Source organism: Pseudomonas putida (genome assembly GCF_016406145.1).
Lineage (GTDB): Bacteria > Pseudomonadota > Gammaproteobacteria > Pseudomonadales > Pseudomonadaceae > Aquipseudomonas > Aquipseudomonas putida_E.
Genome location: NZ_CP066306.1, coordinates 863,906 through 881,458, shown reverse-complemented (window position 1 = coordinate 881,458; position 17,553 = coordinate 863,906). Strand labels below are relative to the sequence as shown.

General features: G+C 62.1%; 17 protein-coding genes. 8 read left to right on the top strand and 9 right to left on the bottom strand.

Features of this window, described 5'->3' with window-relative positions:
• Positions 1 to 30: 30 nt before the first annotated feature.
• Genes JET17_RS04000 through JET17_RS03990 form a run of 3 tightly spaced genes read right to left on the bottom strand, consistent with a single transcriptional unit; the run spans position 31 to position 2,642 of the window.
• On the bottom strand, positions 31 to 186 hold the full coding sequence (locus JET17_RS04000) for a DUF2474 domain-containing protein (RefSeq protein ID WP_080516458.1): 156 nt from the start codon (positions 184 to 186) through the stop codon (positions 31 to 33).
• An 8-nt stretch (positions 187 to 194) separates the two neighbouring features.
• Positions 195 to 1,202: a cytochrome d ubiquinol oxidase subunit II gene (cydB, locus tag JET17_RS03995; protein ID WP_012312717.1), complete on the bottom strand. Its 1,008-nt coding sequence runs from the start codon at positions 1,200 to 1,202 to the stop codon at positions 195 to 197.
• 3 nt (positions 1,203 to 1,205) lie between these two features.
• On the bottom strand, positions 1,206 to 2,642 hold the full coding sequence (locus tag JET17_RS03990; protein ID WP_012312716.1) for a cytochrome ubiquinol oxidase subunit I: 1,437 nt from the start codon (positions 2,640 to 2,642) through the stop codon (positions 1,206 to 1,208).
• A gap of 346 nt (positions 2,643 to 2,988) precedes the next feature.
• Between JET17_RS03990 and JET17_RS03985 the strand changes: the two genes are divergently transcribed.
• The 5 genes from JET17_RS03985 to JET17_RS03965 all read left to right on the top strand — a co-directional run bounded on the left by JET17_RS03985 (position 2,989) and on the right by JET17_RS03965 (position 8,244).
• Positions 2,989 to 4,209 carry an MFS transporter gene (locus JET17_RS03985; RefSeq protein WP_012312715.1) on the top strand — a complete coding sequence of 407 codons (1,221 nt, stop codon included), beginning with the start codon at positions 2,989 to 2,991 and terminating at the stop codon, positions 4,207 to 4,209.
• A 154-nt stretch (positions 4,210 to 4,363) separates the two neighbouring features.
• Positions 4,364 to 5,659 (top strand): NCS2 family permease, encoded by a 1,296-nt coding sequence (locus JET17_RS03980; RefSeq protein ID WP_012312714.1) that lies wholly within the window; start codon positions 4,364 to 4,366, stop codon positions 5,657 to 5,659.
• The gene (gene trmA, locus JET17_RS03975) at positions 5,656 to 6,741 is read left to right on the top strand and encodes a tRNA (uridine(54)-C5)-methyltransferase TrmA (RefSeq protein ID WP_012312713.1); all 1,086 of its coding nucleotides are present in this window, start codon (positions 5,656 to 5,658) and stop codon (positions 6,739 to 6,741) included. Before JET17_RS03980 ends, trmA begins: the two co-directional genes overlap by 4 nt.
• 58 nt (positions 6,742 to 6,799) lie before the next feature.
• Positions 6,800 to 7,705 carry a LysR family transcriptional regulator gene (locus tag JET17_RS03970; protein WP_012312712.1) on the top strand — a complete coding sequence of 302 codons (906 nt, stop codon included), beginning with the start codon at positions 6,800 to 6,802 and terminating at the stop codon, positions 7,703 to 7,705.
• A gap of 104 nt (positions 7,706 to 7,809) precedes the next feature.
• Entirely contained in the window at positions 7,810 to 8,244 is a 435-nt protein-coding gene (locus JET17_RS03965; RefSeq protein WP_012312711.1) for a cupin domain-containing protein, read from the top strand.
• Between the two features lie 34 nt (positions 8,245 to 8,278).
• Here the strand turns inward: JET17_RS03965 and pcaG are convergent, their stop codons facing one another.
• Both pcaG and pcaH read right to left on the bottom strand, forming a co-directional pair.
• Positions 8,279 to 8,884: a protocatechuate 3,4-dioxygenase subunit alpha gene (pcaG, locus tag JET17_RS03960; protein WP_012312710.1), complete on the bottom strand. Its 606-nt coding sequence runs from the start codon at positions 8,882 to 8,884 to the stop codon at positions 8,279 to 8,281.
• Positions 8,885 to 8,894: 10 nt separating this feature from the next.
• Positions 8,895 to 9,614, bottom strand: a complete 720-nt coding sequence (gene pcaH, locus JET17_RS03955) for a protocatechuate 3,4-dioxygenase subunit beta (protein ID WP_012312709.1) — start codon at positions 9,612 to 9,614, stop codon at positions 8,895 to 8,897.
• A gap of 188 nt (positions 9,615 to 9,802) precedes the next feature.
• On the opposite strand from pcaH, the gene JET17_RS03950 reads away from it, so the two are divergent.
• Both JET17_RS03950 and JET17_RS03945 read left to right on the top strand, forming a co-directional pair.
• Positions 9,803 to 10,687, top strand: coding sequence for a neutral zinc metallopeptidase (locus JET17_RS03950; RefSeq protein ID WP_012312708.1), 885 nt, complete (start codon positions 9,803 to 9,805; stop codon positions 10,685 to 10,687).
• A 187-nt stretch (positions 10,688 to 10,874) separates the two neighbouring features.
• A complete protein-coding gene (locus tag JET17_RS03945) occupies positions 10,875 to 12,794 on the top strand; it encodes a methyl-accepting chemotaxis protein (RefSeq protein WP_012312707.1) in 1,920 nt (639 codons plus the stop codon).
• A 129-nt stretch (positions 12,795 to 12,923) separates the two neighbouring features.
• Here JET17_RS03945 and ggt read toward each other — a convergent pair whose 3' ends face one another.
• From ggt to JET17_RS03930, 3 genes are all read right to left on the bottom strand, one after another.
• Complete coding sequence (ggt, locus tag JET17_RS03940; protein WP_012312706.1) at positions 12,924 to 14,591, bottom strand: gamma-glutamyltransferase; 1,668 nt, start codon at positions 14,589 to 14,591, stop codon at positions 12,924 to 12,926.
• Positions 14,592 to 14,708: 117 nt separating this feature from the next.
• Complete coding sequence (locus tag JET17_RS03935; RefSeq protein ID WP_012312705.1) at positions 14,709 to 15,605, bottom strand: LysR family transcriptional regulator; 897 nt, start codon at positions 15,603 to 15,605, stop codon at positions 14,709 to 14,711.
• Between the two features lie 89 nt (positions 15,606 to 15,694).
• Entirely contained in the window at positions 15,695 to 16,285 is a 591-nt protein-coding gene (locus tag JET17_RS03930) for an NAD(P)H-dependent oxidoreductase (protein ID WP_012312704.1), read from the bottom strand.
• Between the two features lie 157 nt (positions 16,286 to 16,442).
• Between JET17_RS03930 and JET17_RS03925 the strand changes: the two genes are divergently transcribed.
• Complete coding sequence (locus JET17_RS03925; RefSeq protein WP_012312703.1) at positions 16,443 to 16,757, top strand: putative quinol monooxygenase; 315 nt, start codon at positions 16,443 to 16,445, stop codon at positions 16,755 to 16,757.
• Here the strand turns inward: JET17_RS03925 and JET17_RS03920 are convergent.
• Positions 16,747 to 17,511 (bottom strand): sulfite exporter TauE/SafE family protein, encoded by a 765-nt coding sequence (locus JET17_RS03920; RefSeq protein WP_042111151.1) that lies wholly within the window; start codon positions 17,509 to 17,511, stop codon positions 16,747 to 16,749. The genes JET17_RS03925 and JET17_RS03920 overlap by 11 nt on opposite strands.
• Positions 17,512 to 17,553 lie beyond the last annotated feature (42 nt).

Here is a 17,553-nt window from a genome sequence, read left to right as displayed (position 1 = left end):
CTGAGGGCTGCACGGTGCAGCCCACAACCATCAATGCGTGGTCAGCCCCGCCGCGCTCATGAACAGCCGCATCACATAGGCCGCCACGCCCAGGGCGGCCACGCTCGCGGCCCAGATCAGCAACAACCAGCCCAGGCGTTGCCACAGCGGTTTCTTCTCTTCCAGGCCATGTTTGCCAGCCATGATGGGCCCTCCTAGTGATAGCCGTCTTCGTGGGTGACCTTGCCGCGGAACACGTAGTAGCTCCAGAAGGTATACCCCAGGATGAATGGCAGGATGAACAACGTGCCTACCAGCATGAAGCCCTGGCTCTGTGGCGGCGCAGCTGCATCCCAGATCGAGATCGACGGCGGGATGATATACGGCCAGAGGCTGATGCCCAGGCCGCTGTAGCCAAGGAAGATCAGCACCAACGTCAGCAGGAACGGGGTGTAGTTGGCACTGCGTGCCACTGCCTTGAACAACCCGTAGAACGTTACCAGCACGAGAAGCGGTACCGGCATGAACCAGATCAGGTTGGGCATGCTGAACCAGCGATCAGCAATCTGTGGGTAAGCGATCGGCGTCCACAGGCTGACGATGCCGATCACCACCAGCAACACCAGGGCCAGCGGCCGGCCGAGCTTGTGCATCTGCGCTTGCAGAGGCCCCTCGGTCTTCATGATCAGCCAGGTGCAACCGAGCAAGGTGTACGCAACGATCAGGCCCAGGCCACTGAACAGGCTGAACGGGGTCAGCCAGTCGAGCGTGCCACCGGCGTAATGCCGGTCCACTACCTTGAAGCCCTCGATGAACGCCCCCAGCGCGACCCCCTGGAAAAAGGTCGCCACCAGTGAACCGCCGATGAACGCCTTATCCCAGATGTGGCGCTTGTCGTCCTTGGCCTTGAAACGGAACTCGAAGGCCACTCCGCGGAAAATCAGGCCGATCAGCATGAGGATCAGCGGCAGATAAAGCGCTTCGAGCACCACCGAATAGGCCATCGGGAAGGCCCCGAACAAACCGGCACCGCCCAAGACCAACCAGGTTTCGTTACCGTCCCATACAGGGGCGACGGTGTTCATCATCACATCTCGGTCCTGCTCAGCCTTGACGAACGGGAAGAGCATGCCAATACCCAGATCGAACCCGTCCATCACCACGTACATCATGACACCGAAGATGATGATCACGGCCCAGATCAGCGGAAGGTCGATACCCATGGCTCAGTTCTCCTTGCTCAGGCTGGGGGCAGTGGCCTTGCGGCCTTCATCGGCTGCGGACAGCGGCCGTGCCGGCGTACGCTTCTGGCCAGGGCCACCAGGCGTGTGCTCATCGCCCTCGCCCGTTTTCGGCCCTTTTCGCACAAGGCGCATCATGTAGCCCAGGCCAGTGCCGAACAGCGCGAAGTACACCACCACGAATGCAATCAGGGTAAAGCCCAGCTGGGCGTAGCTATGGTTGGACACGCCCTCCGACGTACGCATCAGGCCGTACACCACCCAAGGCTGACGGCCGATCTCGGTGGTGAACCAGCCGGCCAGAATGGCGATCAGGCCCGACGGGCCCATCCACAGTGTCAGGTAGAGGAACGGGCGTGAAGTGTAGAGGGTGCCGCGTTTGCGCAGCCAGAGGCTCCACAGGCCAACGAAGATCATCAGGAAGCCAAGCCCCACCATGATCCGGAACGACCAGAAGACAATGGTCGAATTAGGACGGTCCTCGGGCGGGAACTCCTTCATCGCAGGCACTTGCTTATCCAGGCTATGGGTAAGGATCAGGCTACCGAGCGCCGGAATTTCGACCTTGAAGCGAGTGGTTTCGGCCTCCATGTCCGGGATGCCGAACAGGATCAGCGGGGTTGGCTCACCGGGAACGTTCTCCCAGTGGCCTTCGATTGCGGCAATTTTCACCGGCTGATGCTTGAGGGTGTTCAGCCCGTGGAAGTCACCGATCACGGCCTGGATGGGGGCAACGATCAGCGCCATCCACATGGCCATCGACAGCATCTTGCGCACCGCCGGGTTGTCCCGGCCGCGCAGCAGGTGCCAGGCCGCCGAGGCGCCAACGAAGAAGGCAGTGGCAACGAACGCGGCGGTGGCCATGTGCATCAGGCGGTAGGGGAACGACGGGTTGAAGATGATCGCCAGCCAGTCCACCGGGACGACCCGACCATCGATGATCTCGTGGCCTTGCGGGGTCTGCATCCAGCTGTTGGACGCCAGGATCCAGAAGGTCGACACCAGCGTACCCAACGCCACCATCACGGTGGAGAAGAAGTGCAGACCGCGGCCCACGCGGTTCCAGCCGAACAGCATGACACCGAGGAAGCCCGCCTCAAGGAAGAACGCGGTCAGCACTTCATAGGTGAGCAGTGGGCCAGTGACAGCGCCGGCGAAGTCGGAGAAACGACTCCAGTTGGTACCGAACTGGTAGGCCATGACCAGGCCGGAAACCACCCCCATACCGAAGTTCACGGCGAAGATCTTCGACCAGAAGTGGTAAAGGTCACGGTAGACCTGCTCGTTGGTTCTCAGCCAAAGGCCTTCTAGAACCGCCAGGTAACTCGCAAGGCCAATGGTGATGGCCGGGAACAGGATGTGGAACGACACGGTAAAGGCAAACTGAATTCGGGCGAGCTCGAGGGCTTCTATTCCGAACATGATGCTTCCTCTTCAGGTAATCCGGCTTCCGGGCTCGTGGCCCGTTGCCCACTGCCCCCGCGTTAGTGTCGAGTGCGGCACGTTGGAATTGTTCTGTTCGATCGCAGGGATTTCGGCCCACAGGCCAATTCGTTGTTTCTGGAACGATTGATCCAGATCAACGATTGATAGCAAGCATAGTCCTGAATCGCCCGGCAGGCGGTGCGGTTGTTTGCCGCGTGACCGGTTGCCCCACCCCCCTTCCAGAGCCGATGGAACCATGCCGACAACGGCAAACAGCAACCGTTTGTTACAAACAGATGATAATCTGCCGCCCCCTCTACTGCGCCGAGGCCACAGGTTTCCGATGTCCGATTCCGCACCGCAGTTGTTGCGCCATCACCGCCCTTTCATTGCCTTCTGGCTAGCCCGGGTGTTCACCGCCAGTGGTTTCCAGATGCTCACCGTGGCCATTGGCTGGCACCTCTACCAGTTGACCGGCAATGTGCTCGACCTGGGCCTGGTCGGCCTTGTCGAATTCGCGCCGCGGGTGCTGTTCATGTTGCACACCGGGCATGTCGCCGACCGCTATGACCGGCGCAAGGTCGCGGCCCTGTGCCAGACCCTGCAGGGGCTAATCGCCCTGGTGCTGGCCCTGGGCAGCGCCACTGACAGCGTCAGCCGCGAACTGATCTTCGCCCTCGCCTTCCTGCTCGGAGCCACCCGCTCGTTCGAGATGCCCGCCACCCAGGCGCTGCTGCCCAATGTGGTGCCGCCGGGGCTGTTTCCTCGGGCCGTAGCGGCGTCAGCCTCGGCCACCCAGGCGGCAACCATCGTCGCCCCGGCCGTGGGTGGGCTCCTGTATGCCGTCGGCAGTACCTGGGTGTATGGCCCGACCGTGGCCCTGTATGCCATTGCCTGCCTGCTCATGCTGAGCCTGAATTCGCGCCAGCAAGTGCCGCAGCGCGGTCGCGCCAGCCTGGAGTCGCTACTGGCAGGCGTGCGCTTCATCCGCAGCCGGCCAGACATTCTCGGGGCAATCTCCCTCGACCTTTTCGCCGTGCTGCTGGGGGGCGCCACCGCGCTGCTGCCAGTGTTCGCCAAGGACATCCTGCTCACAGGGCCGTGGGGCCTGGGCCTGTTGAGGTCGGCGCCAGCAGTGGGCGCGCTGTTAATGTCGTTCTGGTTGGCGCGCTTCCCAGTGGAGCGCAAAGTCGGCCGCACCATGTTCACCGCAGTCGGGGTGTTCGGCGTGGCAACCATCGCCTTTGGCCTGTCGACCTCATTCTGGTTCTCGCTGGCGGTACTGGTGGTGCTGGGCGCAGCAGACATGATCAGCATGGTGATACGCGGTGCGTTCGTGCAGCTGGAGACGCCGGACGAGATGCGTGGCCGGGTGAGTGCTGTCAACGGCCTGTTCATCGGTGCCTCGAATCAGCTCGGCGAGTTCGAATCGGGGGTCACGGCGCACTGGTTCGGCACGGTGCCGGCGGTGGTGCTGGGCGGCGTCGGCACCTTGGTGGTGACCGGTGTGTGGATAAAGTTGTTCCCGACACTGGCTACGCGGGATCGGTTGCACAATGGTTGACGGGGGCCTGAACGGCCATAGGCCCCTGCCAGTCATGCTGGTATGATGCGCGGCTTTTTTCCTCCCCACGCAAAACCACGGCAGCCGTTACGGTCTGTGCTTTGCTGATGGGGTCGATACATTCACGGCGCCGGGGGCGCCTCGGGGAGCGGGCATGCTGGAAAGGCTGTTTCAACTAAAAGCACACAACACCAACGTGCGCACCGAGATTCTTGCGGGCGTCACCACCTTCCTGGCGATGGCCTACATCCTGTTCGTCAACCCGAGCATTCTCGGCGAAACCGGCATGGACAAGGGCGCGATCTTCGTCGCCACCTGCCTGGCTGCCGCCATCGGCTCGGCGACCATGGGCCTGATCGCCAACTACCCGATCGCCTTGGCGCCGGGCATGGGCTTGAACGCGTTCTTCACCTACACCGTGGTCCTGCACATGGGCCACACCTGGCAGGTCGCGTTGGGCGCGGTGTTTCTCTCGGCGGTGATGTTCTTCCTGCTGTCGATCTTCCGCATCCGCGAGTGGATCGTAAACAGCATCCCGCTGCCGCTGCGCTCGGCCATTGCCGCAGGCATTGGCCTGTTCCTGGCGCTCATCGCCCTGCATAACGCCGGCATCGTCGTCGATAACCCGGCTACCCTGGTGGGCATGGGCGACCTCAAGCAGCCGTCGGTGATCCTTGCCACGCTGGGTTTCTTCCTGATTGTCGGCCTTGAAGCGCTCAAGGTGCGCGGCGCGGTGCTGATCGGCATTCTCACCGTGACGGTCGCAGCGATCGCGATGGGCGTCACGCCGTTCGGCGGTATCGTGTCGATGCCACCTTCGCTGGCACCGACATTCCTGCAGCTGGACATCGCCGGGGCCCTCGACGTGGGCCTGGTCAGCGTGATCTTCGCTTTCCTGTTCGTCGACCTGTTCGACAACTCCGGCACCCTGATCGCCGTGGCCAAGCGCGCTGGCCTGATGGGCAAGGACGGCCACATGCCGAAGATGGGCCGTGCCCTGATCGCCGACAGCACTGCGGCCATGGCCGGTTCGCTGCTGGGCACCTCGACCACCACCAGCTACATCGAGTCGGCGGCAGGCGTGAGCGCCGGTGGCCGCACCGGCCTGACCGCCATCGTGGTGGCCGTACTGTTCCTGCTGGCGCTGTTCTTCGCCCCGCTGGCCGGTAGCGTACCGGCCTTCGCCACCGCACCGGCGCTGCTGTTCGTCGCCGTGCTGATGGCTTCGGGCCTGGCGGAAATAAACTGGGACGACGTGACCGAGGCCGCACCGGTAGTGGTCACCGCCCTGGCCATGCCGCTGACCTACTCGATCGCCAACGGTATCGCCTTCGGCTTCATCAGCTGGACCGCCGTCAAGCTGATCTCCGGCCGCCGCCGCGACCTGAACCCGGCACTGGTGATCCTTTCCATCCTGTTCGTCATCAAGCTGGGCTGGTTCAACGCATGAGTGCTGCCTTCGATCCTAGCGCCTACGACGCGCAACTGCAGGCCAAGGTTACCCGCCTGCGCGAGCTGCTGGCCCCCTTCGGTGCGCCGCAGCCCGCTGTATTCGACTCGCCGCGCGAGCATTATCGCTTGCGTGCCGAGTTCCGCCTGTGGCGCGAGGACGGCCAGCGCCACTATGCGATGTTCGCTCCGGGCGAGAAGCACAAGGCCATCCTGATCGACGATTTCCCCATCGCCAGCGAACGCATCAACGCATTGATGCCACGCCTCAAGGCTGCCTGGCAGGCAAGTGACGAACTGAGCAATCGCCTGTTCCAGGTGGAGTTCCTCACCACCCTTGCCGGCGATGCGATGGTCACGATGTGCTACCACCGCCCGCTGGACGATGCCTGGGAAGTGGCAGCACGGCAGTTGGCCGAAGAACTGGGCGTGAGCCTGATCGGCCGCTCGAAGGGCAAGCGGCTGGTCATCGGCCGTGATTACGCCGTGGAGAAACTCGACGTGGCTGGCCGCGTGTTCAGCTATCGCCAGCCGGAGGGCGCATTCACCCAGCCCAACGGCGCGGTGAACCAGAAGATGCTGAGCTGGGCGTATGACGCCATCGGCGAGCGCGATGACGACCTGCTGGAACTGTACTGCGGCAACGGCAACTTCACCCTGCCCCTGGCCACCCGCGTACGCCAGGTGCTGGCCACCGAAATCAGCAAGACCTCGGTCAACGCCGCCCTGAGCAATCTAAGCGAGAACGCGGTGGATAACGTGCGGCTGGTGCGCCTGTCGGCGGAAGAGCTGACCCAGGCGCTGAACGAGGTTCGCCCGTTCCGCCGGCTGGAAGGGATCGACCTGAAGAGTTATGCGTTCGGTACGGTGTTCGTCGACCCACCGCGTGCGGGGATGGACCCGGATACTTGCGAGCTGACACGGCGCTTCGAGCGCATCCTCTACATCTCGTGCAACCCAGAAACTCTGGCGCAGAACATTTCTCAGCTTCAAGATACCCACCGTATCGAACGTTGCGCGCTGTTTGACCAGTTCCCGTATACCCATCACATGGAGAGCGGGGTGCTGCTGGTTCGGCGCTGATCCGCGTAGTGGCGGGGCCTCGCTGGCCCCGCTATACGCAGCCAGGAGAGTAGTGCCGATGGACCAGTTAAGTGCCATGCAGACCTTCCGCCGGGTCGTCGACCTCGGCAGCTTCAGCGCCGCGGCCAGCCAGGCGGGCCTGTCGCATACCGCTCTGTCACGCCAAGTGACGCAACTTGAGCGCCATCTGGGCACACAATTACTGGCACGAACCACCCGCCGTCTGCACCTGACCGAAGCCGGTGCGCTGTTCTACCGCCACTGCGTGCAGATCCTCGAACAGATGCAGGCGATGACCCTGGAGCTGTCCGAACATCAAAAACAGCCCTCTGGCACCCTGCGCCTGGGCGTGGCTACCGCCTTCGGCGAGCTGGAACTTGGCCGCTGGCTACCGGAGTTCGTCGAGCGCTATCCCCAGTTGCAGATCGAGCTGCACTGCAGCGACCGATTCATCGACTTGCTGGAAGAAGAGATCGACATCTGCCTTCGGGTTACCGATCACCTGCCTGACTCAAGCCTGGTAGCGCGACGGCTGGCCACCAGCGAGGTACTGCTGGTGGCCGCTCCCCGCTACCTCGAACGGCACGGTACACCTGCCTCGCCAGACGATCTGGCCAGCCACCCACTGCTCGGCTATAGCCAACTACTTCACCCTCAGCGCCTGCTGCTTGCCAACGAGGCAGGTGAGCAGCGGCAAATCCTTATGCCCCGACGCGTAAGCGCCAACTCGCCAATGGCCCTGCGTGCTGCGGCTATCGGCGGCTTAGGCATCGCCAGCTTCGATTGTTTCATCGTTCAGGATGCCCTGGCTGATGGGCGCCTGGTGCCAGTGCTGGCCGATTGGCGGCTAGCAGCACGGGGCCTGTATGCGGTCTATCCACAGAGCCGTTACCTGGCGCCCAAGGTGCGTGCGTTGCTCGACTTTGTGCAAGCCTTCTATACGCGCCCACCGTGGCGACCCTGACCTGTGCTTTTAAGGTACAAGTCATGGCTAATCAAGGCCGTATTTGTGCGCACAGAGTTTATTTAACCTTCGCTGCACCGTCATTCCAGCGAAGGAGCTTCACCATGAAATCATTGCAGGCAGGCATGGCCGTTCTCACACTCGCCGCGTTGGCAGCCACCGCCCACGCAGGGGAAAAAACCGTATCTGTAACCGATAGCGCGAAGTTGAAGTGGCAGGAAGTACCCAATACCCAGGGCGCGGTCAGCTATGCCAACGTCGAGGGCGACATTTTTGGCAAGGGGCCGTATTCGGCGTATGTGAGATTCCGGAAAGGGACTGACAACGGCTTGCACCAGCACAGCCAGGCACTACCGACAGTAGTGTTGAGTGGTACGTTCTATGCGGTAATCGAGGGCAAGCGCACCGAGTATTCGGCCGGGGCATACTACAAACTGCCTGTCGACCTTGTGCATGAGAGTGGCTGCACTGGCGCTGCCGATTGCCTGCTGTTCCAGTACCAAGGCGATGCATTCGACCTCAAGCCGGTGAAAGGCTGAAATTGGGGCTGCATTGCAGCCCCAAAATCACCTGTCAGAAGTCGAAGAAAACTGTCTCCCCTTCCCCCTGAACACGGATATCGAAACGATACGCCGTCTTGCCGTCCACCTCGCAACGCTTGGCAATCAAGGTTTCACGGCGCTGTGGCTGCTCGATAAGGTTGAGCACCGGGCACTTGGCGTTCGCTTCGGCCTCATCATCGAAATACAGCCGCGTGTGCAAGTGGATATTGATGCCGCGGGCAAACAGGCTGATGTTGATGTGCGGGGCCATCGGGACACCGGCAGCGTTGTTCACCACGCCGGGCTTGACGGTCTGGACGGTCCACTCACCGGCATCGAAGGTGGTGGCAGTACGACCGAAGCTGTTGAAGGCGTTCTCCAAGTTGTAGTCATCTTGGTACTGGCCGTTGGTATCGGCTTGCCAGAGCTCAAGGAACGAATCGCGAATCAAGTGGCCGTTACCGTCGTATACATGACCGATCAACAGGATGTGTTCACCCGGCGCCTCTGGCTTGGCCATGCGGTTCCAGATTTCCTGGTCACGGGTAGGGTTACCGGCCGCTTCCAGTGCCAGGCCGATGTGCACGTAGGGGCCGGCGGTCTGCGAGGGGGTTTCCGGCAGCAGTTCGATTGGCATGGCGGGGTCCTCAGCAGTTTTCGAAGTGGGTCTTGCGCTGGCCGCGCAGCACGATGTCGAAGCGGTACGCCAGGCAATCCATGGGGTTGGCGTTACTCATGTCGAGCTTGGCGATCAGTTGCTGCACCGCTTCAGGGTTGGCGATCGACTTGACGATAGGGCACATCGGGATCAGCGGATCGCCCTCGAAATACAGCTGAGTGATCAGCTTGGTGGCGATTGACGGGCCGCTTATGCCGAAGTGGATGTGCGCCGGGCGCCAGTCGTTCGGGCCGTTGCGCCATGGGTATGGGCCGGGCTTGATGGTGCGGAAGCTGTAGTAGCCTTCACTGTTGGTCAGGCAGCGGCCGACGCCACCGAAATTCGGGTCCAGCGGGGCCAGATAGCGATCGTTCTTGTGGCGATAGCGGCCACCGGCGTTGGCCTGCCACATTTCTACCAAGGTATTGGGCACTGGCTTGCCGTACTGGTCGACGACACGGCCGGCAACGATGATGCGCTCACCAATCGGCAGGCCGCCGTTGTTGAAGTTCAGCAGCAGGTCATGGTCGTGGGCGCCGAAGCCCAGGTGGGTGAAGTCCGGGCCGGTGGTTTCGCTGATCGACTGCGGGATGCTGACCAATGCCTGGCGCGGCGAGCGGGCAATGGAAGTCTTGTAGTCGGGCGTCAGGGCCTTGGGGTGCCAGTTGCGATCACGGATCACGAAGCGGCTGTTGTCCTGGGCGGGCATGCCGTTTTCCTCTCTTGGAGTTATCAAAGCGCCTGTGGTTCGCAGGCGGACTTGCAGTTTCGGATAGGTCGCCCCAGATGAATATTGAATTCCGCCGACCGTTACTTAACCAAATGGTTATGCATTAGTACCTTTGGCTGCCGTGAACTAACCTTTGTCTTCATGTTTCACGCTCTGGAGTGCAATTCATGGAATGGCGAAAAGGCCGTCGTAGCGACAATGTGGTTGATGCCCGTGGCCAAGGTGGCGGCGGTGGTGGCATGCGCTTTGGCGGCGGCAAGGGTCTGGGGCTCGGGGCCATCCTGCTGATCGTCGGCATCGGCTGGCTCACTGGCCAGGACCCGCTGCAGATCCTCGGCCAGCTGACCGGGCAGATGGAACAGCAGCAGGCGCCAAGCGGCGCGGGCACCAAGGCCCCAGCGGCCAACGACGAGCAGGCCCAGTTCGTCGCGTCGATCCTGGGCGACACCGAAGACACCTGGAAGGCTCTGTTCTCGCAGGCTGGCAAGCAGTATCGCGACCCTAAGCTGGTGCTGTTCAGCGGCCAGGTGAATTCCGCCTGCGGCTTCGCTTCAGCGGCGGTGGGGCCGTTCTACTGCCCGGCCGACCAGCGGGTGTACCTGGACATGTCGTTCTTCCGTGAAATGGAAACCCGCTTCGCCGCCGCAGGCGACTTCGCCCAGGCCTACGTGATCGCCCACGAGATCGGCCACCACGTGCAAACCTTGCTTGGCGTGTCGGCCAAGGTCGATGCCGCACGCCGCGCAGGCCAGCGCCTGGAGGGTGACAATGGTTTGCTGGTGCGCCAGGAGCTCCAGGCTGACTGCCTGGCCGGGGTATGGGCATACCAGGCGCAGCAACGCCTGAACTGGCTGGAGCCAGGGGATGTCGAGGAAGCGCTCAATGCTGCCAATGCCATCGGTGATGACCGACTGCAGCAAAAAGGCCAGGGGCGCGTGGTACCTGACTCCTTTACCCATGGCACCTCGGCGCAGCGGGTGCGTTGGTTCAAGGCCGGGTTTGCCCAGGGTGATGTGAACAGCTGCGACACGTTCAGTGCGCGAAGCCTTTGAAATTTCAAGGATTCCCTGCGCGCGGCAAGCCCGCTGCCGCGCGTGGTGTTGCAATTGAGTTGAAAAAGCGTTTCAGCTTCCCCGCCATTTGCCGATAACCCCTGCACGATTCAGCGGGCATCCAGAACAACAACGCCTCGCGATCGACGATTGATCAAGTGAGCGAAATCATTTCTGGAGAGCGTGCATGAACAGCTGGTTTGCCAACATCAGCGTCAACCTCAAACTCGGCCTGGGCTTCGGCCTGGTGCTGGTCCTCACCGGCCTGCTGGCCCTGACCGGCTGGACCAGCCTGGGCAGCCTCATCGACCGCAGCAACTGGATGGGGGACATCGGCAAGCTCAACAAAGACCTGACCGACCTGCGCGTGGCGCGCCTGCAATACATGATCGCCAATGGCGACGATGCTGCCGCAGCCAACACCCAGGCCAAGCTGGATGCCTTCAGCAAGCAGCAGCAATACCTGGTCAGTACTTTCAAGAGCCCGGAAAACGTCAAGCTGCTCAAAGAGCTGGGCCAGACCATCAGCGAGTACGAAGTCTCGCTGAACAAGATGCGTGCAGGCTACAAAGGCTCGCTGGCTGCACGTGACGCGATGAACGTATCGGCTGCCAAGGCCGACGAGGCCATGGATCTGCTCGGCGAGGACGTGATGGGCCGCCCCGAAGCCGATAGCGTGCGCCTGGCGCAATACCAACTGATCAGCAAGGCGCGCCAGCAACTGCTGCAAGTGCGAGTGGATGTGCGCGGTTACATTGCCGACAACTCTGCGGCCAACGAACAGGCCGCGCTGCGCCAGCTGGAGTCGGCACTTGCCGAGATCGACAACCTGAAGCGTCAGCTGCCTGCCGAAGCCACGCGCGTGCAGCAGTTGGAGCAATCGATACAGGCCTACCGCGAGGCCGTGCGCCAGTTCCGCGATGCAGTCGCCGACATCACCACCGCCCGTGCAGAGATGACCGTGCAAGGCGGCGATATCGTCAAGCGCAGCGACGCGCTGTACAAGATCCAGATCGACCGCCGCGACGCCGAGAGTGCCCAGGCGCGTAGCCTGCAGACCATCGCCACGTTGCTGGCCCTGCTGGTCGGTGTACTGGCGGCGGTGCTGATCACCCGCCAGATCACCCGCCCACTGCACGACACACTGCAAGCGGTGGAGCGCATCGCTGGTGGCGACCTTACCCACAACCTGCGGGTTACCCGTCGCGACGAAATCGGCGTGCTGCAACAAGGCATTGCCCGCATGGGCAGCACCCTGCGCGAGCTCATCACCGGTATCCGCGACGGTGTCACGCAGATCGCCAGCGCCGCTGAGGAACTGTCGGCGGTCACCGAGCAGACCAGCGCGGGCGCAAACAGCCAGAAGGTCGAAACCGACCAGGTCGCTACCGCCATGCACGAAATGGCCGCGACCGTTCAGGAAGTGGCGCGCAATGCCGAGCAGGCATCGCACGCAGCGACCGGTGCCGATGACGAAGCACGCGCAGGTGATCGCGTGGTCGGCGAAGCGATCAGCCAGATCGAACGCCTGGCCGAGGAAGTGCACCGCTCCACTGAAGCCATGAACCTGCTGCAGCAGGAAAGCCAGAAAATCGGCAGTGTCATGGATGTGATCAAGTCGGTAGCCGAACAGACCAACCTGCTGGCGCTCAACGCTGCCATCGAAGCCGCCCGTGCCGGTGAGGCGGGGCGTGGTTTTGCCGTGGTTGCCGACGAAGTACGTGGTTTGGCCCAGCGCACGCAGAAATCCACCGAAGAGATCGAAGAATTGGTGGCTGGCCTGCAACATGGTACCCAGCAAGTGGCCAACGCCATGCAAGGCAGCCGAACCCTGACCGACAGCAGTGTCGAACTGGCGCGCAAAGCCGGCACTTCACTGGAAAATATCACCAGCACGGTGTCGAGCATCCAGTCGATGAACCAGCAGATTGCCGCCGCAGCCGAGCAGCAGAGCGCGGTGGCTGAGGAGATCAGCCGCAGCATTCTGAATGTGCGCGATGTGTCGGAGCAAACCGCAGCGGCCAGTGATGAGACCGCGGCGTCCAGTGTAGAGCTGGCGCGCCTGGGTGGGCACCTGCAGACGCTGGTCAGCCAGTTCCGGGTCTGACCTTCTTCTTCCGGGGCCGCTTTGCGGCCCATCGCCGGCAAGTCGGCCCCCTCAGGGACACGCAACGCTAAGGCTGCGCGATACCAGTGGGAGCCGGCTTGCCGGCGATGACGCCAGACTGACAGCCGATTATTTAACGACCATCCCCACCCCGCGCCCACGCGGATCCGAAGCCGTCTCAAGCTTCGCCCCGTTCACCCGGATCGCCTGGATATCCCCCATCTCCCAGCCCTGATCCTCCAGCACATAACCCATCTTCTTCAGGTCATCGGCCACCGGCCCGGCAAGCGGTGCGTAGCTGTCGAAGTAGATGGTGTCCTTGGGCAACAACTGGTGGTGTACCCGCTGCGCCGCCACAGCCTTGTCCAGGGGCATGCCGTAGTCGTACAGGTTGTTCATTACCTGGAAGATCGAAGTGAAGATCCGCGAGCCGCCAGGTGTACCGAGCACCAGTTCAACCTTGCCATCGCGGGTCATCAGGCTCGGGCTCATGGACGACAGCATGCGCTTGCCCGGCTCGATGGCATTGGCATCACCGCCCACTACACCAAAGGCATTGGCTGCGCCCGGCTTGGCGCTGAAGTCGTCCATTTCGTCGTTGAGCAGGAAGCCCGCGCCCTTGACCACCACACCACTGCCGTAGTCGAGGTTGAGGGTGTAAGTATTGCTGACCGCGTTGCCGTGTTTGTCGACGATCGAGAAGTGCGTGGTCTGGTGCGGCTCCAGGCCCGGTTTGACATCCTCGGTCGCGGAAATGGCCTTGGGGTTGACCTGCGCGGCGCGCTTGGCCAGGTAATCCTTGGCAATCAGCTGGTCTACCGGCACCTTGGTGAAGGCCGGGTCGCCCAGGTAGTCGGCGCGGTCGGCGAACACGCGCTTCTCGATCTCGGCCAGCAGGTGAATGTATTGCGCCGAATTGTGCGCCACGCCTTTGAAATCAGCCGCACGGTCTTCCTTGATGCCCAGCAACTGGGCCAGTGCAACGCCGCCCGAGCTTGGCGGTGGCGCGGTGTAGACCACGTTGCCGCGCCAGCTCAGGGCCATGGGCTCACGCCAGACGGCCTTGTAGTCCTTGAGGTCTTCTTTGGTGATCAGGCCTTTGTCAGCCTGCATCTGCGCCACCAGCAGGTCGGCGGTCTTGCCTTGGTAGAACTCGCTCACGCCTTTGTCGGCAATACGTTCGAGGGTCTGGGCCATCTCTGGCTGTTTGAACAGCTCGCCCACCTTCATGGTGCCGAAATAGTCGTTGAAGTTGGTCGCGGTCTTGAACAGGCCCTGCGCGTCATTGCGGTACTGGTACTGCTTTTCGGCAACCTTGAAGCCGTTTTTCGCATAGCCGATGGCGGGGGTCAGCAGCTCGCTCCAGGGCAGCTTGCCGAATTTCTCGTGTGCTTCCCACAGGCCCATCACCGTGCCAGGCACACCGGCTGCGCGCACGCCGACCAGGCTGAGGTTCTCGATGACCTCGCCTTTTTCGTCCAGGTACATGTTACGGGTCGCGGCCTTGGGCGCCACTTCCCGGTAGTCGAGAAAATACGGCTTGCCGTCGACGAACAGGGTCATGAAACCACCGCCACCGATGTTGCCGGCCTCAGGGTAGGTCACCGCCAAAGTGAAGGCGGTGGCCACTGCCGCATCCACCGCGTTGCCACCTTTTTTCAGGATGTCGGCGGCCACCTTTGCGCCATATTGATCGGGCGCGGCCACCGCGCCACCCTCCAGGGTTACCGCATAGGCCGATGAACAGCTCAAGATCGCGGCGCCGAGGGCCATGGACTGGAACAGGACAATACGCATGACACTTCCTTGGTGTTGTTTTTGTTGATCACTCAGTAAGGCCGAAGCGTCTCGACTGTGCAATCACATGTAGGAAGTTTCGCCGCCCTTGGACAGGATTTGTCGCGTTCAGGCAACTCAGCAGGCGTACATCGCCAGTTTGCGCTGGATGAAGTCGAGGAAGCACTGGATGCGCAGGGCCAGTTGCGTGTTGCGGTAGTAAACAGCGTGGATCGGCTGGCGGTAGCCGTTGTTGGCAGCGCTCAGAATGACCTGCAGGCGGCCGGCGCGGATGTCCTCGTGGGTCATGAAGTGCGACAGGCTGACGATACCCTCCCCGGCCAGCGCCAACTGGCGCAGGGTCTCGCCGCTGGAGGCGATCAGCGCCGGGCGGATCGCCCAGCGGTCGCCCTGGGCATGGCGCAGCGGCCACTGGTTGAGTGACTCGGGCTGGCTGAAGCCGAGCAGGCAGTGATGGTTCAGGTCTTCGACATGCTGCGGTGTACCGTGCCGCTCAAGGTACGCCGGACTTGCCAGTACCTGCACCGGGCTGCAGCCCAGCGAACGCGCGTGCAGGCTGGAGTCGGCCAGCTCACCGATGCGGATCGCCACGTCGGTGCTCTGCTCCAGCAGGTCGATGATCAGGTCATCGGTGTTCAGCTCCAACTCGATGTCGGGGTACTGGCTGCGGAATTCGCCGATCCACGGCAGGATCGCGTGCAGCATGAACGGCGCTGCGGCGTTGATGCGCAGGCGCCCGGAAGGCGTCTGGCGGTTCATCGACAGGCGCTCTTCCATATCATCCATCTGCTCGAGCACCAGCCGTGAGCGTTCAAGGAAGAAGCGCCCTTCTTCGGTCAGGTCCATGCGCCGGGTGGTGCGATTGACCAGCGTAGTGCCCAGCTTTGCCTCCAGGCGCGACAACGTGCGGCTGACCGCCGATGGGGTCTGGCCCAGTTGCTCGGCGGCAGCGGAAATCGAGCCGCAGTCGATAACGGCGACGAATACCTGGAGTTCTTCGGATCGGGTTTTCACAGGATTGGCCTGACAATGATATGCCGTGATTGATAGCGGCTGATCGGCCTCTATGCAAGGGGGCGCGAAGCGGCCCTATTGAAAGGCACTTATTGAGCCATGCCGAACACTTTATTCAGATGCGCCTCATAAGCTTCCAATGCAGCTGGCACATCCGGGCGTTTCATCACATCGACTGCCAGATAGGTCGGCAGGCCGGTCATGCCAAGAAACTCATTGGCCTTGTGGAACGGGAAGTACACCGCATCCACCCCTTTGCCCTCAAAGAAATCGCTCGGGTCGTCGAAGGCCTGCTGCGGTGCGTTCCAGGTCAGCGAAAGCATGTACTGCTTGCCCTGCACCAGGCCGCCGCTGCCGTACTTCTGCGAAGCATCCGAGCGAGTCCGGCCATCGTTGGCATAGAGGCTGCCGTGGCCTGCGGTGAAGACTTCGTCGATGTATTTTTTCACGGTCCAGGGTGCGCCCATCCACCAGCCCGGCATCTGGTAGATCACCACATCGGCCCAGAGGAATTTCTCCACCTCGGCCTGCACGTCGTAGCCAGCGTCGATGAAGGTTTGCTGCACGTCGAAACCGGCTCGGTCCAGATGAGCGAGGGCGGCCTCGTGCAGGGTCTGGTTAAGGCGACCTTCGGAGTGAGCGAACTGTTTACCGCCATTGAGCAGGAGAATCTTTTTCATGCTGACCTCAAGTCAAGAATCAATGGCCGGCAGATTAGCGATTCAGGGTCACGAGATACAGGGTGAGTGGGGCAAAATACAATTGACCATAAGTCACGAATACGAAGCTTATTATTGCCTTAGAATCGCTTCACCCTCCCCCAACGAGTTGTGATCAATGAGCGAGCAATACGCCTTCATTCTCAAGGCAAAGACCCGTCCGGAAATGGCCGACGCCTTCGATACCCTGTTCCGCGCTTACGTTGAACCGAGCCGCAATGAGCCTGGCTGCATCGAATACCACATGCTGCGCGACAAGGAAGACCCGAGCCTGTTCGTATTCTTCGAGGTGTGGGCCACCAAAGCAGCACTGGACGTGCATTCGGCCCTGCCGCATATGGTCGAGTTCTTCGAAAAACGTATGGACTACCTGGAGCGCGACTTCGATATACAGCTGATCGAAATGCTCAGTGCGTCCTCCGCTAGCCGTTGATCAGCAGATGGCCGCCCAGCGCGGCCAGGCCGATGAAGAAGCACCGTTTGAACAGCACGGCGCTGATGCGCTGACGCAACCACTGGCCAGCCAGCATGCCCAGCAGCGCGGGCGCCAGCATCAGCAATGAAGCGCCCAGTGCCTGGCTGCCCAGAGCGCCTTGCCCGACCAGACCCAGGGCCAGCGCCACGGTCGAGACGGTGAACGACAGGCCCAATGCCTGGATCATTTCGTCTCGGCTCAGGCCAAGGCTCTGCAGGTAGGGCACTGCGGGCATCACGAACACACCTGTGGCGGCAGTTACGATGCCGGTCACCACCCCGCACACTGGTCCCAACCACCCTTCCCTGCCCGGCGCCAGCCGCAGGCCAGGCCCGATCAGGCCATACACCGCATACACCAGCAGCGCCGCGCCCAACGCGTGCGCCGCCCATGGGCCACTGTTGATCCCCAGCCAGGCACTGCCGACCAGCGTGCCGATGAAGATCATGGCGAGCATCGGCCCAAGACGCCGCAGCAACGCCAGCAGATGGCCTCCCGCCGCCAGTTGCCAGAGATTGGTGATAGTCGATGGCACGATCAGCAGGGCGGCAGCCTGCGCCGGAGGCATAGCCAGGCCCAAAAGCCCCATCGCAATGGTCGGCAGGCCCAGGCCGATCACGCCTTTTACCGCGCCAGCCAGCACGAAAGTCACGATTACCAGCAGGGACAAGGCCGGCCCGATATGTTGATAGAAAGCGATCAGGTTATTCATGTCCACCATCATGGCGTACACCGCAGTGGCTGAAAATCTGCC

Coding starts and splice junctions, on each gene's coding strand:
- JET17_RS03920 (WP_042111151.1), bottom strand. CDS start 17,511: ATGAATAACCTGATCGCTTTCTATCAACATATCGGGCCGGCCTTGTCC.
- cydB (WP_012312717.1), bottom strand. CDS start 1,202: ATGGGTATCGACCTTCCGCTGATCTGGGCCGTGATCATCATCTTCGGT.
- JET17_RS03980 (WP_012312714.1), top strand. CDS start 4,364: ATGCTGGAAAGGCTGTTTCAACTAAAAGCACACAACACCAACGTGCGC.
- JET17_RS03970 (WP_012312712.1), top strand. CDS start 6,800: ATGGACCAGTTAAGTGCCATGCAGACCTTCCGCCGGGTCGTCGACCTC.
- JET17_RS03965 (WP_012312711.1), top strand. CDS start 7,810: ATGAAATCATTGCAGGCAGGCATGGCCGTTCTCACACTCGCCGCGTTG.
- JET17_RS03930 (WP_012312704.1), bottom strand. CDS start 16,285: ATGAAAAAGATTCTCCTGCTCAATGGCGGTAAACAGTTCGCTCACTCC.
- pcaG (WP_012312710.1), bottom strand. CDS start 8,884: ATGCCAATCGAACTGCTGCCGGAAACCCCCTCGCAGACCGCCGGCCCC.
- trmA (WP_012312713.1), top strand. CDS start 5,656: ATGAGTGCTGCCTTCGATCCTAGCGCCTACGACGCGCAACTGCAGGCC.
- ggt (WP_012312706.1), bottom strand. CDS start 14,591: ATGCGTATTGTCCTGTTCCAGTCCATGGCCCTCGGCGCCGCGATCTTG.
- JET17_RS03990 (WP_012312716.1), bottom strand. CDS start 2,642: ATGTTCGGAATAGAAGCCCTCGAGCTCGCCCGAATTCAGTTTGCCTTT.
- JET17_RS03945 (WP_012312707.1), top strand. CDS start 10,875: ATGAACAGCTGGTTTGCCAACATCAGCGTCAACCTCAAACTCGGCCTG.
- JET17_RS03950 (WP_012312708.1), top strand. CDS start 9,803: ATGGAATGGCGAAAAGGCCGTCGTAGCGACAATGTGGTTGATGCCCGT.
- pcaH (WP_012312709.1), bottom strand. CDS start 9,614: ATGCCCGCCCAGGACAACAGCCGCTTCGTGATCCGTGATCGCAACTGG.
- JET17_RS03925 (WP_012312703.1), top strand. CDS start 16,443: ATGAGCGAGCAATACGCCTTCATTCTCAAGGCAAAGACCCGTCCGGAA.
- JET17_RS03985 (WP_012312715.1), top strand. CDS start 2,989: ATGTCCGATTCCGCACCGCAGTTGTTGCGCCATCACCGCCCTTTCATT.